This is a genomic window from Serratia sp. BNK-10 (genome assembly GCF_047456065.1).
Lineage (GTDB): Bacteria > Pseudomonadota > Gammaproteobacteria > Enterobacterales > Enterobacteriaceae > Serratia > Serratia ureilytica.
Map to the genome: position 1 here is coordinate 1162975 of NZ_CP179894.1, position 15626 is coordinate 1178600.

The 15626-nt window shown below is 64.7% G+C and carries 15 protein-coding genes; 9 read left to right on the top strand and 6 right to left on the bottom strand.

Annotated elements, in window-relative coordinates; genetic code table 11:
- The first annotated feature begins 200 nt into the window (after positions 1 to 200).
- The 8 genes from atzF to urtE are packed head-to-tail and all read left to right on the top strand — an operon-like array spanning position 201 to position 11909.
- Positions 201 to 2030: an allophanate hydrolase gene (gene atzF / locus ACMGG9_RS05660; RefSeq protein ID WP_414161962.1), complete on the top strand. Its 1830-nt coding sequence runs from the start codon at positions 201 to 203 to the stop codon at positions 2028 to 2030.
- A 2-nt stretch (positions 2031 to 2032) separates the two neighbouring features.
- A complete protein-coding gene (gene uca, locus ACMGG9_RS05665) occupies positions 2033 to 5653 on the top strand; it encodes an urea carboxylase (RefSeq protein WP_414161963.1) in 3621 nt (1206 codons plus the stop codon).
- 14 nt (positions 5654 to 5667) lie between these two features.
- Positions 5668 to 6378, top strand: a complete 711-nt coding sequence (locus ACMGG9_RS05670; protein WP_042785662.1) for a GntR family transcriptional regulator — start codon at positions 5668 to 5670, stop codon at positions 6376 to 6378.
- A 35-nt stretch (positions 6379 to 6413) separates the two neighbouring features.
- On the top strand, positions 6414 to 7682 hold the full coding sequence (urtA, locus tag ACMGG9_RS05675; RefSeq protein WP_025302020.1) for an urea ABC transporter substrate-binding protein: 1269 nt from the start codon (positions 6414 to 6416) through the stop codon (positions 7680 to 7682).
- 56 nt (positions 7683 to 7738) lie between these two features.
- On the top strand, positions 7739 to 9319 hold the full coding sequence (gene urtB / locus ACMGG9_RS05680; protein WP_414161964.1) for an urea ABC transporter permease subunit UrtB: 1581 nt from the start codon (positions 7739 to 7741) through the stop codon (positions 9317 to 9319).
- Positions 9319 to 10395 carry an urea ABC transporter permease subunit UrtC gene (urtC, locus tag ACMGG9_RS05685; protein WP_033642333.1) on the top strand — a complete coding sequence of 359 codons (1077 nt, stop codon included), beginning with the start codon at positions 9319 to 9321 and terminating at the stop codon, positions 10393 to 10395. The genes urtB and urtC overlap by 1 nt, the downstream gene beginning before the upstream one ends.
- The gene (gene urtD, locus ACMGG9_RS05690; RefSeq protein ID WP_164057406.1) at positions 10392 to 11198 is read left to right on the top strand and encodes an urea ABC transporter ATP-binding protein UrtD; all 807 of its coding nucleotides are present in this window, start codon (positions 10392 to 10394) and stop codon (positions 11196 to 11198) included. Before urtC ends, urtD begins: the two co-directional genes overlap by 4 nt.
- Positions 11199 to 11210: 12 nt before the next feature.
- Positions 11211 to 11909 carry an urea ABC transporter ATP-binding subunit UrtE gene (urtE, locus tag ACMGG9_RS05695; protein WP_046686646.1) on the top strand — a complete coding sequence of 233 codons (699 nt, stop codon included), beginning with the start codon at positions 11211 to 11213 and terminating at the stop codon, positions 11907 to 11909.
- 7 nt (positions 11910 to 11916) lie between these two features.
- Here the strand turns inward: urtE and ACMGG9_RS05700 are convergent, their stop codons facing one another.
- On the bottom strand, positions 11917 to 12216 hold the full coding sequence (locus tag ACMGG9_RS05700) for a type II toxin-antitoxin system RelE/ParE family toxin (protein WP_042783942.1): 300 nt from the start codon (positions 12214 to 12216) through the stop codon (positions 11917 to 11919).
- Complete coding sequence (locus ACMGG9_RS05705; RefSeq protein ID WP_004939442.1) at positions 12201 to 12464, bottom strand: type II toxin-antitoxin system ParD family antitoxin; 264 nt, start codon at positions 12462 to 12464, stop codon at positions 12201 to 12203. Before ACMGG9_RS05705 ends, ACMGG9_RS05700 begins: the two co-directional genes overlap by 16 nt.
- Before the next feature lie 134 nt (positions 12465 to 12598).
- On the opposite strand from ACMGG9_RS05705, the gene ACMGG9_RS05710 reads away from it, so the two are divergent.
- Positions 12599 to 13111 carry a DUF2165 family protein gene (locus ACMGG9_RS05710; protein WP_033652676.1) on the top strand — a complete coding sequence of 171 codons (513 nt, stop codon included), beginning with the start codon at positions 12599 to 12601 and terminating at the stop codon, positions 13109 to 13111.
- A gap of 22 nt (positions 13112 to 13133) precedes the next feature.
- Here the strand turns inward: ACMGG9_RS05710 and ACMGG9_RS05715 are convergent, their stop codons facing one another.
- From ACMGG9_RS05715 to ACMGG9_RS05730, 4 genes are all read right to left on the bottom strand, one after another.
- Positions 13134 to 13646: an N-acetyltransferase family protein gene (locus tag ACMGG9_RS05715; RefSeq protein ID WP_414161965.1), complete on the bottom strand. Its 513-nt coding sequence runs from the start codon at positions 13644 to 13646 to the stop codon at positions 13134 to 13136.
- Positions 13647 to 13670: 24 nt separating this feature from the next.
- On the bottom strand, positions 13671 to 14018 hold the full coding sequence (locus ACMGG9_RS05720; protein WP_108680328.1) for a type II toxin-antitoxin system RelE/ParE family toxin: 348 nt from the start codon (positions 14016 to 14018) through the stop codon (positions 13671 to 13673).
- Complete coding sequence (locus tag ACMGG9_RS05725; RefSeq protein ID WP_016928576.1) at positions 13978 to 14238, bottom strand: type II toxin-antitoxin system Phd/YefM family antitoxin; 261 nt, start codon at positions 14236 to 14238, stop codon at positions 13978 to 13980. Before ACMGG9_RS05725 ends, ACMGG9_RS05720 begins: the two co-directional genes overlap by 41 nt.
- A gap of 68 nt (positions 14239 to 14306) precedes the next feature.
- Positions 14307 to 15542, bottom strand: coding sequence for an FAD-dependent oxidoreductase (locus ACMGG9_RS05730; RefSeq protein WP_042783945.1), 1236 nt, complete (start codon positions 15540 to 15542; stop codon positions 14307 to 14309).
- Positions 15543 to 15626: the final 84 nt, after the last annotated feature.

Below are 15626 nucleotides of genomic sequence, written 5' to 3' on the forward strand. Positions count from 1 at the left end.
GAGTGTCGTCGCCCCGGTTTTTCCTCTGCGTCATCCCGCCATTGCACTCTTTTTGTTCTCCCGCTGCGCGCCGCTGGTGCAGCCCGTTTGCCGCCGCCGTCATAAGTTTTAATTATAATTTATTGAAATCATGAGATTAAAAATTGGCACGCCGGTTGCTCTGTTGAATCCCATCTTGTGTACCAGATGGAATTCAGTCGATGAGCGAACCTGTTGTAGCGTGCGGTTTTACCCTCAGTGAATGGCAACACCATTACCAAACCCGCCCGGCGGGCGAGCGCCTTGCCTGCGTCAGTGCGACGATCGAAACGCTGGTCGCCGGGCTGAACCCAGACGATAACGCCTGGCTGTATCTCGCCACGTCGGCGCAGCGCGAGCAGCAGTATCGGCAGCTGGCACAGAGGCTCGAGGCAGTCGCCGGCGATCTCAGCCGCCTGCCGCTGTTCGGCGTGCCCTTCGCCATCAAAGACAATATCGACGTTGGCGGCTGGCCGACCAGCGCCGCCTGTCCGGCGTTCACCTATCAGGCCGCGGCGGACGCCACCTTGGTCGCCCACCTGCGCGCCGCCGGGGCGATCGCCCTTGGTAAAACCAACCTCGACCAGTTCGCTACCGGGTTGGTAGGCACTCGCTCACCGTATGGCGCAGTGGTCAACAGCTTCGACAGCCGCTACGTCAGCGGCGGTTCCAGCTCCGGCTCCGCCTCGGTGGTGGCGCGCGGCCTGGTGCCGTTCGCGCTCGGCACCGACACCGCCGGTTCGGGGCGTGTGCCCGCCGGGTTCAACAACATCGTCGGGCTGAAGCCGACCAAGGGGCGGTTGTCTAACCGCGGCGTGGTGCCGGCCTGCCGGTTGAACGATACGGTGTCGGTTTTCGCGCTGACGGTGGCCGATGCCGCGCTGGTGGCGGAACTGGCGAGCGGCTTTGACGCGGCAGACCCGTATTCCCGCCCCGATCCGCATACCGCGCCGGCGGATATCCCCGCCGCGCCGCGTTTCGCCGTTCCCGCCCAGCTGGAGTTTTTCGGCGATGTTCAGGCCGAGCGGGCGTTTCACCGAGCGCTGGCGCAGCTGCAGGCGGGCGGCGCCACGCTGGAACCCCTCGATTTCGCGCCGTTTCGCACTCTGGCGGAACAGCTGTATTACGGCCCCTGGGTGGCGGAGCGCACGGTGGCCATTGAGCAGGTGCTGGAAGCGAGCCCGCAGGCCATCGATCCGGTGGTGCGCGGCATCGTCGGCAACGGCCTCGGCTACAGCGCCTGCGACGCCTACAAGGCGGAATACCTGCGTGCCGAGCTGGCGCGGCAAATCGCCCAGCGGCTGGCGCCGTTCGACGCGCTGGTGGTGCCGACCGCGCCCACTATCCGCACCCTGGCGGAGATGGCGCAGGAGCCGGTGCTGTTCAATTCGCAATTCGGCACTTACACCAATTTCACCAACCTGGCCGATCTGAGCGCGCTGGCGCTGCCGGGGCCGCTGCGCGAAGACGGCCTGCCGGCGGGCATCACCCTGATTGCGCCCGCCTGGCATGACCGGGCGCTGGCGGCGTTTGGCCTGCGTTGGCAACGGCAAAGCGCCTTGCCGCTCGGCGCTATCGGTCGGGCATTGCCGCCGCAGCCGGCGCCGGCCTCGTCTTCGGGACACGTGCGTTTGGCGGTAGTGGGCGCTCACCTTAGCGGCATGCCGCTCAACGTCCAGCTGACACAGCGCGACGCGGTGCAGGTGGAACAAACCGCTACCGCCCCCTGCTATCGCCTGTATGCGCTGGCCGATACCGAGCCGCCGAAGCCGGGGCTGGCGCGCGCGGCGCAGGGGGCGGCGATCCGCGTTGAGCTGTGGGACATCCCGCTGGCCCGTTTCGGCGAGTTTGTGGCGGAAATCCCGGCGCCATTGGGCATCGGCACGCTGCTGCTGGCGGACGGCCGGCGGGTGAAGGGGTTTATCTGCGAAGCCTGGGCGCTGGAAGACGCGACGGATATCACTGAGTTTGGCGGCTGGCGCGACTATCTCGCCAGCGTTAAGGGGGCATGAACATGTTTACTACCGTACTGATCGCTAACCGCGGCGAAATCGCCTGCCGCGCCATTCGCACCCTGAAACGCCTGGGCGTAACCAGCGTGGCGGTCTATTCCGACGCCGACCGCAATGCGCCGCACGTCGCCGAGGCCGACAGGGCGGTGGCGCTCGGCGGCGACAAGGCCGCCGACAGCTACCTGCGCATCGACAAGATCCTCGCGGCGGCAGCGGCCACCGGCGCGCAGGCGATCTACCCCGGCTACGGCTTTTTGTCCGAGAGCGCCGAGTTTGCCGACGCCTGCGAAGCGGCGGGCATCGCCTTTATCGGCCCGACGGCGGCGCAGATGCGCGAGTTCGGCCTCAAGCACCGGGCGCGCGAGCTGGCGGCGTTGGCTGGGGTGCCGATGACACCGGGCACCGGCTTGCTGGAGAGCGTTGAGCAGGCGGTCTCGGCCGCCGCGCGCATCGGCTACCCGGTGATGCTGAAAAGCACCGGCGGCGGCGGCGGCATCGGCCTGACGCGCTGTGACGACGAGGCGGCGCTGCGCGACGCCTACGACAGCGTCAAACGGCTGGGAGAGCAGTTCTTCCGCGACGCCGGCGCCTTTATCGAACGTTTCGTCGATCGGGCGCGCCACGTCGAGGTGCAGATTTTCGGCGACGGCCAGGGGCGGGTGGCGGCGCTCGGCGAGCGCGACTGTTCGCTGCAGCGGCGCAACCAAAAGGTGGTGGAGGAAACCCCGGCGCCGCATCTGCCGGCGGCGACCCGCCAGGCGCTGCACCGGGCGGCGGTGGCGCTGGGCGAGTCGGTGAATTACCGCAGCGCCGGCACCGTAGAGTTTATCTATGACGCCGCGCGCGACGAGTTTTATTTCCTGGAGGTGAACACCCGCTTACAGGTCGAGCACCCGGTCACCGAAATGGTCACCGGCCTGGATCTGATCGCATGCATGCTGCAGGTGGCGGCGGGCGATGCGCTGGATTGGGCGGCGTTGCAACGCGCGCCGCAGGGCGCGGCGATCGAGGTGCGCCTCTACGCCGAAGATCCGCTGAAAAACTTCCAGCCCAGCCCCGGTGTGCTGACCGAGGTGTATTTCCCTGACGACGTGCGCCTCGACGGTTGGGTGGCGACCGGCAGCGAAGTGTCGGCGTTTTACGACCCGATGATCGCCAAGCTGATCGTGCACGGCGCCGATCGGGCACAGGCGCTGGAAAAATTGCGCGCGGCGCTGGCGGCGACCCGTTTGCACGGCATCGCCACCAATCTCGACTATCTGCGGCAGGTGATCGCCACGCCGCAATTTCAGCGCGGCGATGTCTGGACACGCCTGCTGGACGATGTGCGTTTCCAGCCGCACTGCCTCGAAGTGCTGCAACCCGGCACCTACAGCAGCGTGCAGGATTATCCCGGCCGCCTCGGCTATTGGGACATCGGCGTGCCGCCGTCCGGCCCGATGGACGACTTCGCGTTTCGGCTGGCCAACCGCATCGTCGGTAACCACCCGGCGGCCGCCGGGTTGGAGTTTACCCTGCAGGGGCCGACGCTGCGCTTTCATTGCGACGCCACCATCGCGCTGACGGGCGCGAGCTGCCCGGCCGATCTGGATGGCGAGGCGGTCGCCTACTGGCGGCCGATCGCGGTGCGGGCCGGGCAGGTATTGACGCTGGGGCGCGCCACGCAAGGCTGCCGCACCTATCTGGCGGTACGCAACGGCTTTGACGTGCCGGTGTATCTCGGCAGCCGCTCCACCTTCGCGCTGGGCCAGTTCGGCGGCCACGCCGGGCGCACCTTGCGCGTGGCGGACATGTTGGCGATCGCCCAACCGGCGCTGGCGGCCAGCACCACGCCGGCGCCGATCGCCGCGCCGCAGGCGATGGACGACAGCCTGATCCCGCACTACGGCGACCAGTGGCACATCGGCGTGCTGTACGGGCCGCACGGCGCGCCGGACTTTTTCACCGCTGAATCGATAGAGGCCTTCTTCGCCACCGACTGGCAGGTGCATTACAACTCCAACCGCCTCGGGGTGCGCCTGTCGGGGCCGAAGCCCGAGTGGGCGCGGGAGGACGGCGGCGAGGCCGGTTTGCATCCTTCCAACGTGCACGACTGCGAGTACGCCATCGGCGCCATCAACTTCACCGGCGATTTCCCGGTGATCCTGACCCGCGACGGGCCCAGCCTCGGCGGCTTCGTCTGCCCGGTGACCATCGCCAAGGCCGAACTGTGGAAAGTGGGGCAGGTGAAGCCGGGCGACCGCATCCGTTTCCATCCGATCGGCTTCCGGCAGGCGCAGTCGCTGGAGCAGGCGCAGCTCGGCAGCATCGAAGCGCTGGCGGCGGTGAAGGCCATCACCCTACCGCCGCCGGATCTGGCCCCGGCGGAGACCGTTTCCGCCGCGGTGCTGGCGGCGCTGCCGGCGGCGGAAGGGCGCCCGGCGGTGGCGTATCGCCAGGCGGGGGACGGCTACATCTTGATGGAGTACGGCGACAATGTGCTCGATCTGGCGCTGCGGCTGCGCATTCATCTGCTGATGCAGTCGCTGCGGCAGGAGGCGATGCCGGGCGTGGTGGAGCTGGCGCCGGGCGTGCGTTCGCTGCAGATCCGCTACGACAGCCGGCAGATTAGCCAGGCCGACCTGCTGCAGCGCCTGCTGGCGCGCGAACGGGCGCTGGGGGACGTCAGCCGCCTGAAGGTGCCGACGCGCACCGTGTGGCTGCCGATGGCGTTTGAGGATTCGGCCACGCTGGGGGCGGTGGATCGCTATCAACAGACGGTGCGCGCCTCGGCGCCCTGGCTGCCGAACAACGTCGATTTCATTCAGCGCATCAATGGCCTGAGCCGACGCGAGCAGGTGCGCGACATTCTGTTCGACGCCAGCTACCTGATCCTCGGGCTGGGCGACGTTTACCTCGGCGCGCCCTGCGCGGTGCCGCTCGATCCGCGCCATCGCCTGCTGAGCTCCAAATACAATCCGGCGCGCACCCACACCGCCGAAGGGACGGTCGGCATCGGCGGCATGTACATGTGCATCTACGGCATGGACTCGCCGGGCGGTTACCAGCTGGTGGGGCGCACGCTGCCGATCTGGAACAAGTTTCTCAAAAACCCGCAGTTCACCGCCGGTGAGCCCTGGCTGCTGCGCTTCTTCGATCAGGTGCGCTTCTACCCGGTCAGCGAGCAAGAGCTGGACGAGCAGCGCGAAGCGTTCCGTGAAGGGCGCATGCAGGTGCGCATCGAAGAGAGCGAGTTCGACTTCGCCGCCTACACCCGTTTCCTGGCCGACAACGCCGAGGCGATCGCCGACTTCCAGCATCGCCAGCAGCAGGCGTTCAGCGCCGAAGTGGCGCGCTGGCGCAGCGATGACGACGAGGCCGAGGCGCAGCTGTTGCCGCCGGAGGAAGAAGACGCCATCGACGGCGATCTGGTCAGCGCCGATCTGAACGGCAGCGTGTGGAAGATCCTGGTGGAACCGGGGCAAGCGGTGGCGGCCGGGCAGCCGCTGATCGTGGTCGAGGCGATGAAAATGGAGCTGGCGGTCACCGCGCCGCGCGCCGGGATCGTTAAACGCATCAGCTGCCGGCAGGGGCGGCCGGTCGGGCCGGGCGACGCTCTGCTGTGGTTGGAAAAGGCGGTCTGAACGGAGGAGCGATGATGCAAATCACCAACGGAGAGCACAAGGCGCGCCCGGAAGGGCTGGCGGAGCGTATTTATCTGCAGCTCAAGGCCGACATCTTCGAGTTTCGCCTGCTGCCGGGCGATCGCTTCAGCGAAAGCGACGTGGCGCAGCGCATGGCGGCCAGCCGCACGCCGGTGCGTCAGGCGCTGTTTCGGCTGGAGCGCGAAGGCTATGTCGAGGTGTTGTTTCGCAGCGGTTGGCAGGTGCGGCCGTTCGACTTCGCCTACTTCGAAGAGCTGTACGACCTGCGCATCGTGCTGGAGCAAGAGGCGGTGAAACGGCTGTGCGAACGCCCGGCCGGGGAAACGCCGGACGCGCTGGCGGCGCTGAGCCGTTTTTGGACCGAAGCGCCGCGCCTGGCGGACGGCAAGGCGGTGTCGCAGCACGATGAGCAGTTTCATCAGGCGTTGGTGGCCGCGGCGGGCAACGGCGAAATGGCGCGCATCCACCGCGAGCTGACCGAAAAGATCCGCATCATTCGCCGGCTGGATTTCACCCAGCAGACGCGGGTGGACGCCACCTACCGCGAGCACGCCGCCATTTTGCAGGCGATCCTGCAGCGGCAAAGCGGGGAGGCGCAAACGCTGCTCGGCGAGCACATCGCCGTCAGCAAGGCAGAAGTGCGAAAAATAACGCTGCACATGTTGCATCAGGCGCGGGCTCAGCAGCCTGCGCGCTCGGCGTAACGATTTTGATTTCACACACATCAGGAGTTTGAACTATGCAACGTCGTCGTTTTATCAAAGCTTTTGCGCTGTCCGCCGCCGCTGTCGGCCTGGGCCTGGCCTGGAGCGCGCAGGCCGCCGACACCATCAAGGTCGGTATTCTGAGTTCGCTCTCCGGCACCATGGCGATTTCCGAGACGCCGCTGAAGGATGTGGCGCTGATGACCATCGACGAGATCAACGCCAAAGGCGGGGTGCTCGGCAAAAAGCTGGAGCCGGTGGTGGTGGATCCGGCCTCCAACTGGCCGCTGTTCGCCGAAAAGGCGCGCCAGCTGCTGAGCCAGGACAAGGTGGCGGCGGTGTTTGGCTGCTGGACTTCGGTGTCGCGCAAGTCGGTGCTGCCGGTGTTTGAGGAGCTGAACGGCCTGCTGTTCTATCCGGTGCAATACGAAGGCGAAGAGATGTCGCCGAACGTGTTCTACACCGGTGCGGCGCCGAACCAGCAGGCGATCCCGGCGGTGGAATACCTGCTGAGCGAGGACGGCGGCGGCGCCAAGCGCTTCTTCCTGTTGGGCACCGATTACGTCTATCCGCGCACCACCAACAAGATCCTGCGCGCCTTCCTGCACAGCAAAGGCGTGCAGGACAAGGATATCGAAGAGGTCTATACGCCGTTCGGCTACAGCGATTACCAGACCATCGTCGCCAACATCAAGAAGTTCGCCGCCGGCGGCAACACCGCGGTGATCTCCACCATCAACGGCGATTCCAACGTGCCGTTCTACAAAGAACTCGCCAACCAGGGCGTCAAGGCCACCGACGTGCCGGTGATCGCCTTCTCGGTCGGCGAGGAGGAGCTGCGCGGCATCGACACCAAACCGCTGGTGGGCAACCTGGCGGCCTGGAACTACTTCGAATCGCTGGATAACCCGACCAACAAACAGTTTGTCAGCCAGTGGAAAGCCTACGCCAAGGCGCACAATCTGCCGAATTACGCCACTGCGGTCACCAACGATCCGATGGAGGCCACCTACGTCGGCCTCCATATGTGGGCGCAGGCGGTGGAAAAGGCCGGCACCACCGACGTCGATAAGGTGCGCGCGGCGATGGCTGGGCAAACCTTCGCCGCGCCGTCGGGCTTCACGCTGACCATGGACAAGACCAATCACCACCTGCACAAGCCGGTGATGATCGGCGAGATCGAGGGCAACGGCCAGTTCAACGTGGTGTGGCAGACCGAGGCGCCGGTGCGCGCGCAGCCGTGGAGTCCGTATATTGCCGGCAACGACAAAAAACCGGATTACCCGGTGAAAGGCGGCAAGTAACGTCACTCAGCGCCGGCGCGGCCCGACGCGCGCCGGCCCAACAGAAGAGGCAGCTGATGCAATCTCCGTTTTTATCCTCTCTGCGCGCCGGGCTGTGGCTGTTGTGCGCCTGGCCCCTGCTGGCGCAGGCCGGGCCGGCCGATGAGTTCGCGGCGGCCACTCGCGCGCAGCAGGCCAAACTGCTGCAGGCGTGGGCGGCCGAGCCGGACGCCGCGCGCCTGCCGTTGCTGCAGGGGCTGCAGCAGGAAACCGTGGCGATCGACGAGGCGAAGCGCGCCTTTATCCGCCAGGGCGACCGCTATCTGCCGCTTGAAGGTGAGGCGGCCCCGGTTGGCGAGCCGAAGAAAGTGTGGCTGAACAACCGGCTGCGCATTCTGATCGCCAACGCGTTGTCGGCGCAGCGGTTGGTCAGCGCGGACGCGGCGGTGCGGCTGCAGGCGGCGACCGCGCTGCAGCGCGAGGCGCAGGGCGAGCAGTTGCCGCTGTTGACCCGGCGGCTGGCGCAGGAGAAAGACCCGCAGGTACGCGACGCGCTGAGCATTGCGCTGGCGAACCTGCAATTGGCCGACGCCAGCCCGCAGGTGCGCTTCAATGCGGTGCGGCTGCTGGGGGAATCGGGCAAGCCGGAAACCCGCGCGCGGCTGCAAGCCTTGACCGACGCGGCCATTGAGCCGGACGCCGCGGTGCGCGCCGAGGCGCAGCGCAGCCTGCAGCGCGTGCAGCACCGCCTGATGATCGGCGATCTGCTCGGCCAGGCGTTCAGCGGCCTGTCGCTCGGTTCGATCCTGCTGCTGGCGGCGCTTGGCCTGGCGATCACCTACGGCCTGCTCGGCGTCATCAATATGGCGCACGGCGAAATGCTGATGCTCGGCGCCTATTCCGCCTATCTGGTGCAGGGGGTGTTTCAGCAATTTGCGCCGCAGTGGCTGGCGCTCTACCCGCTGGCGGCGCTGCCGGTGGCGTTCGCCATCACCGCCGGGATCGGTATGCTGCTGGAGCGCACGGTGATCCGCCACCTGTACGGCCGGCCGCTGGAAACCCTGCTGGCCACCTGGGGCATCAGCCTGGTGCTGATCCAACTGGTGCGGGTGCTGTTCGGTGCGCAGAACGTCGAGGTCGCCAACCCGGCGTGGCTGTCGGGCGGCGTGCAGCTGTTGCCGAACCTGGTGTTGCCGTGGAACCGCATCGCGGTGATCGCGTTCGTGCTGCTGGTGCTGGCGTTGACCTGGCTGCTGCTGAACAAAACCCGGCTCGGCATGAACGTGCGCGCGGTGACGCAAAACCGCGCGATGGCGGCCTGCTGCGGCGTGCCCACCGGGCGGGTGGACATGCTGGCCTTCGGGTTGGGATCCGGCATCGCCGGGCTTGGCGGGGTGGCGCTGTCGCAGTTGGGCAACGTCGGGCCGGAGCTGGGGCAAGGTTACATCATCGATTCGTTCCTGGTGGTGGTGCTCGGCGGCGTCGGCCAGCTGGCGGGGACGGTGGCGGCGGCCTTCGGCCTCGGCATCGTCAACAAGATCCTCGAGCCGCAGATCGGCGCCGTGTTGGGCAAGATCCTGATCCTGGTGCTGATCGTTCTGTTTATTCAAAAGCGTCCGCAGGGGCTGTTCGCCCTTAAGGGCAGGGTGATTGACTGATGAGCCAACCATTGACCGTAACCGGCGTGCAGAAAGCGCCCCGGCTGGCGTTGAGCATCGGCGGGCTGGCGTTGCTGGCGCTGCTGGTCATGCCGTTCATGACGTTGTTGCCGGCGGGTCATCCGCTGGCGGTGTCCACCTATACCCTGACGCTGGCGGGCAAGATCCTGTGCTACGCGGTGGTGGCGGTGGCGCTCGATCTGGTGTGGGGCTATGCCGGGCTGCTGTCGCTCGGCCACGGGCTGTTCTTCGCGCTCGGCGGCTACGCCATGGGCATGTACCTGATGCGGCAGGCGGCGGGTGACGGGCTGCCGGCGTTTATGGCGTTCCTCTCCTGGAACGAGCTGCCGTGGTTCTGGAGCGGCACCCAGCATTTCGCCTGGGCGCTGTGCCTGATCGTGCTGGTGCCGGGCCTGTTGGCTTTCCTGTTCGGCTACTTCGCCTTTCGCTCGAAAATCAAAGGGGTGTACTTCTCGATCATGACCCAGGCGCTGACCTATGCCGGCATGCTGCTGTTCTTTCGCAACGAGACCGGTTTCGGCGGCAATAACGGCTTTACCGGTTTCACCACGCTGCTCGGCTTTCCCATCACCGCCGCCGGCACGCGGGTGGCGCTGTTCCTGGCGACGGTGCTGCTGCTGGCCGCCAGCCTGGCCATCGGCTTTGCGCTGGCGCGCAGCAAGTTCGGCCGGGTGCTGACCGCGGTGCGCGATGCGGAAAACCGCCTGACCTTCTGCGGCTACGATCCGAAGGGCTTCAAGCTGTTCGTCTGGACGCTGTCGGCGGTGCTGTGCGGGCTGGCCGGCGCGCTCTATGTGCCGCAGGTCGGCATCATCAACCCCGGCGAAATGTCGCCGACCAACTCGATCGAGGCCGCCATTTGGGTCGCCCTTGGCGGGCGAGGCACCCTGGTGGGGCCGCTGCTCGGCGCCGGCATCGTCAACGGCGCCAAGAGCTGGTTCACCATGGCCATTCCCGAATACTGGCAGTTTTTCCTCGGCCTGATGTTTATCGTCGTCACGTTGTTTCTGCCCAAAGGGGTGATTGGCCTGCTGCGTCGGAGGAAATCCTCATGAAGGCGATGCAAGTGACCGACGAACTGTTTACCCATCCGCTGCCGGCGGACAAATACCGGCAGCAAACCGATCCGGTGTTGCAGCTCGACAACGTCAACGTCAGCTTCGACGGTTTTCGCGCGCTGACCGATCTGTCGCTGCGCATTGGCGTCGGCGAACTGCGCTGCGTGATCGGCCCCAACGGCGCCGGCAAGACCACGCTGATGGATGTGATCACCGGCAAAACCCGGCCGGACAGCGGCAGGGTGTTTTACGACCAGACCGTCGATCTGACCCGGCTGGCGCCGATGCAGATCGCCCATGCCGGCATCGGCCGCAAGTTTCAAAAACCGACGGTGTTCGAGGCGCTGACGGTGTTCGAAAATCTGGAGATCGCCCAGAAAACCCGCAAGTCGGTATGGACCTGCCTGCGCGCCCGTTTAAGCAGCGAACAGCGCGACCGCATCGACGAGATGCTGAAGACCCTGCGGCTGGGGCACGAGCGCCACCGGCCCGCCGGGCTGCTGTCCCACGGGCAGAAACAGTTTCTCGAGATCGGCATGCTGCTGGTGCAGGAACCGCACCTGCTGTTGCTCGACGAGCCGGCGGCCGGCATGACCGACGCTGAAACCGACTACACCGCCGAACTGTTCCGCGAGCTGGCGGGCAAGCATTCGCTGATGGTGGTGGAGCACGACATGGGGTTTGTGGAAACCATTGCCGATCGCGTGACGGTGCTGCATCAGGGACAGGTGCTGGCGGAAGGATCGCTGGCGCAGGTGCAGGCCGATGAACGGGTGATTGAGGTATATCTGGGGCGCTGAGGAGGCGTAATCATGCTGCAGGTAGAGGAATTGAATCAGTATTACGGCGGCAGCCACATTCTGCGCGGCCTGTCGTTCGAGGCGCGCATCGGCGAGGTGACCTGCCTGCTGGGGCGCAATGGCGTGGGCAAGACCACGCTGCTGAAATGCCTGATGGGGCTGATCCCGGCGCGCAGCGGCAGCGTCCGTTGGCGGGGCGAAACCATCACCGGTAAAAAGCCGCATCAGCGGGTGCAGGCGGGCATCGCCTATGTGCCGCAGGGGCGGGAGATTTTTCCGCGCCTGACGGTGGAGGAAAATCTGCTGATGGGGCTGGCGCGTTTTTCCGGCGCCGACGCGCGCGCGGTGCCGGATCCGATCTATGAACTGTTTCCGGTGCTGCGGCAAATGAAGGATCGGCGCGGCGGCGATCTTTCCGGCGGGCAGCAACAGCAGCTGGCGATCGGCCGGGCGCTGGCCTGCCGACCGCAGCTGTTGATCCTCGACGAACCGACGGAAGGGATCCAGCCTTCGGTGATCAAGGAGATCGGCGCGGTGATCAAACAGCTGGCGGCGCGGGGCGATATGGCGATCCTGCTGGTGGAGCAGTTCTATGACTTCGCCGCCGACCTGGCGGACAGCTATCTGGTGATGTCGCGCGGCAGCATCGTGCAGCGCGGCGCCGGCAGCGCTATGGAACAGGACGGCGTCCGCGCGCTGGTGGCGATTTAACGTTGGGTCAGCTGAAAAAGGATTGGCTGAGCGGATCGCGGGAATGATGCAGCACTCTGATGATATTCACCTCCCGCCTGTGCTGTCGAAAATAAATCAGGTGGTTGGCGACGGGCAATACCCATAGGCCGGGGCCGATTGCATCGATGTTTTTGCCGAGTTGGTGGTGGCTAAGGTTATCGAAAGCCTGATGCAGGCGGCGCAGATAATCTTCGGCCACCTGCAAGCCAAAGTGCGCCAACCCGTAAAAATAGATCTCTTCCATATCGTCCAACGCTTTTGGACGAACGGTTACTCTCCTGCGCATCCTTTTGCTTTGCTCCGTATTCTTTCCATGAACACATCACGATCCCATTCGACGGCTTCGCCGCTGTTCTCTCCTTCGGCGATCAAGCGCCTAAGCTCTTCCAGTTTTGAGGCGGCGGTACGTTCGCGCAAAGTGCGCACGGATTCGCGGATGACTTCGCTGGGCGTTCGGTAATCGCCGCTGGCCACCAGGTCTTCGACGAAGCTACGCAGTTCGTCACCCAGATCTACCGTTAGTGTTCTGCCCATTGTTCCTCCTCACTTTCGGCTATGCTGCGTCATTGTAAGATTAGTTCTTACATTGTGCACGTCAAACTATCAGGATCTCAATAGCGGTCCCGTCATGAGGACGGGAGCCACCCGTTTATTCATTAAGGATAACCATGAACGAAATCACTGTGTCACGCCTCGGTTGCATCGTCCTGTCCCTGTTTCCGGCCCTGTGGGGGCTGTTTAGCCTGTTGAACAATACGGCGGATTTCGCCGGCACCGCGCGCAATGCGGTGGGGCCGCTGCTCGCCATGCAGGATACTTATCAAACGCCGGGGCTGATGTGGCGCGCGATCAGCGCCGACTGGGCCTGCATGTTGGGGTTGGCGGTCATCACCGCGCTGGAAACGCTGGCCGGCCTATTCGCGACGGCGGGCGTGGCGTTGATGATCGGGCGATTGAAAGGCCCTTACGCCGCTTTCGCCAAGGGCAAAGCCTGGGCGATGCTGGGGGCGCTTTGCGCGATAACGGTGTGGGGCGTCGGCTTTATGGTGGTCGCCGGCGACTGGTTTATGGCCTGGCAGGCCAAGAAGGATCCGCTGGCGGTGCAGCTGGGGGCGCTGATCTACCTGGCGCCCAATGCGTTTGCCTTGCTGTTCCTGATGCTGCAGCGGGAGCCGCGCTAAACGACGGCGGAGTGGGGCGCGGTTACAGCGCCTTGCTCATATACCAAATGCCTATCGAGCCCTGGGCGCTGGTGTAGCAGGTCTCGCCACAAATGCTCAATCCTTGACGCTGATAAAAACGTTGGGCGCGGGTGTTGCGTTGCAGCACTTCCAGCCACAGCGTTTTTTGCCGACGGTCGATAGCCCGCTGCTGTACCTGTTCGTACAGGCGCTGGCCATAGCCGTTGCCGGCATGGTCCGGCAGAAAATAGATTTTCTGCAGCTCTGCGCCGATGTGCTCGGTTGGTGCCAGCAGGCTGTCGAAATTCACCCGCGCATAGCCGACGAGGGCGTCATCCTCATGGGCCAACAGCCAGCACACGTCGGGATCGCGCAGCGTCCGTTCCAACGCGGAGACGGAAAAATTCTCCGCCAGAAAGACCTCCAGCTCGTGCGGGTAGCGCCACAGCTCACCGAAGTGGGCGCGGTAGGTGCGGATGCCGATATCGCGCACTTGCGTTAAATCTTCCAGCAATGCCTGACGAACGGTGAACATCAGTGCCCCTTTGAGTAAGAAAAATTACAGCCGTTGTTCCAGATGGCGGTGAGGCACCATCGCCTGATGCAGAATGGCGAGAACGGTGATGCCGGCAGGGCGGTTGCGGTAGTAGATCCTATGGCTGGCGTAAGGAAAACTGCGTATATCTTCGCCCAGATCGTGGAAGTGAGCTTTACCCGCTTCCGGCATATCTGCCAAATGATGCATGACCTCTCTCAACTGCTCAAGATAGCGGCGAGATTGCGCTTGGCCCCAGTGCTCGATGGTGAAATGACGAATAGCCAGCAGATCTTGTTGGGCCTGCGGGGTGAGGCGAAACGCGGGTATCTCAGTCTGTTTCATCGGTGAGCAGACGGTTGAAGAAGGCATCGCCGTCTACCGCCTTACCGGCGTCTTCCTCGGCGGTAGCCTGCGCGATTTTTTGCTGCAGTGCGCTTAATTTGAGATCTTCCAGCGCCTGGTAATCTTCTACAGACATGACGACGGCGACCGGTTTGCCGTTGCGATTGATTTGCACCGGTTCACGCTGCGCCTTGAGCAGCAAATCGCCGAATTGGGTTTTGGCCTCGTTCGCGGTGAGTGCGTACATTTAATCGCTCCAGTTAATTAAATCGTTCGATTTAACCATTATACGACGCGATGAAAAAATCACCAATGCTATTCCGGCGGGCAGGTTTCGTTGGACAGATGCCGCGGTGTTTCACGGCGAAAACCCAGGCCGATGATGCGGCCGAACAGGCGCGGCAGCCAGCGGCTGTTACCGACGCGGGCGATCAAGCGCGAGCCGCCCGCCGCGCGGCGTTCGCCCGGCTTGCGCTGGCTCATTTTGATCTGCAAAAACTGGATGGCGCGAGTGGGGAGTTCGCGCCGGCGCTGCACGCTCAGCAGATGCTTCAGCTGCAGCCGATGCTGGCGCAGCGGCGGGATCAGGGCGTTGGCGGCGGCCACCGCGTCCTGAATCGCCAGGTTGACGCCCACGCCGCCGATCGGCGACATGGCGTGCGCGGCGTCGCCGATGCACAGCACTCCCGGTTTGGCCCAGCGATCCAGACGATCGATGCGAATGCTCAGCAGTTTGACCTGATCCCACTCGACGATCTCCTGCAGGCGATCGTCCTGGAACGGCGCCACCTCAGCGAGGTGCAGTAAAAATTTCTCCAGCCCGCTGTGGCGGATCGCATCGAAGCTGCCTTTGTCGATCGAGTAACCGCACTGCCAGTAGTCGCCGCGATCGATCATGATGAAGTTCTGTTTCGGCCCGGTGTGGCCCATCGACCAGGCCGGATCGCCCGGCTGCTTGCTGAGCTTCATCCACAATACGTCGCGCGGCGCGCCGAAGGATCGGCTGCTGAGCGCCGCCTGTTCGCGCACCACCGAGTTGCGGCCGTCGGTGCCGACCACCAACTGGCTGCGCACGCGGATCGGGCCTTCTGGCGTGTCGGCCAGCACGCCGCACACCTGGCCGCGGTCGTACAGCAGCTGGTGAACCTGCGTTGAGGTCAGCAGCCTGAAGTTGGGGAAGGCGGCGGCCTGCTGGGCCAAAAAGTTGAGGAACTCCCACTGCGGCATAAAGGCGATAAATTTGCAGCGCGTCGGCAGGCGGGTGAAATCCGCCAGCTTGATGTCGCGTCCGGCGACTTCGGCGTGCAGAGATTCCGCGCGCTGATGCGGCAGCGTCAGCAGTTCGTCGAGCAGGCCCAGTTGATGCATGACTTCCAGCGTCGACGGGTGAATGGTGTCACCGCGAAAATCGCGCAGGAAATCGGCGTGCTTCTCCAGCACCGTCACGTCGATCCCCGCCCGCGCCAGCAGATAGCCGAGCATCAGCCCGGCGGGGCCGCCTCCCACGATGCAGCAGGTGGTGGCGTAAGGTGTGATTGGTGATGACGACATGACGGTTGACCCCGGAGAGCGACCCGCATCCCGCGAGCCGCAAATGAATATGCAATATTGATAATGATTATCAATATCACATTG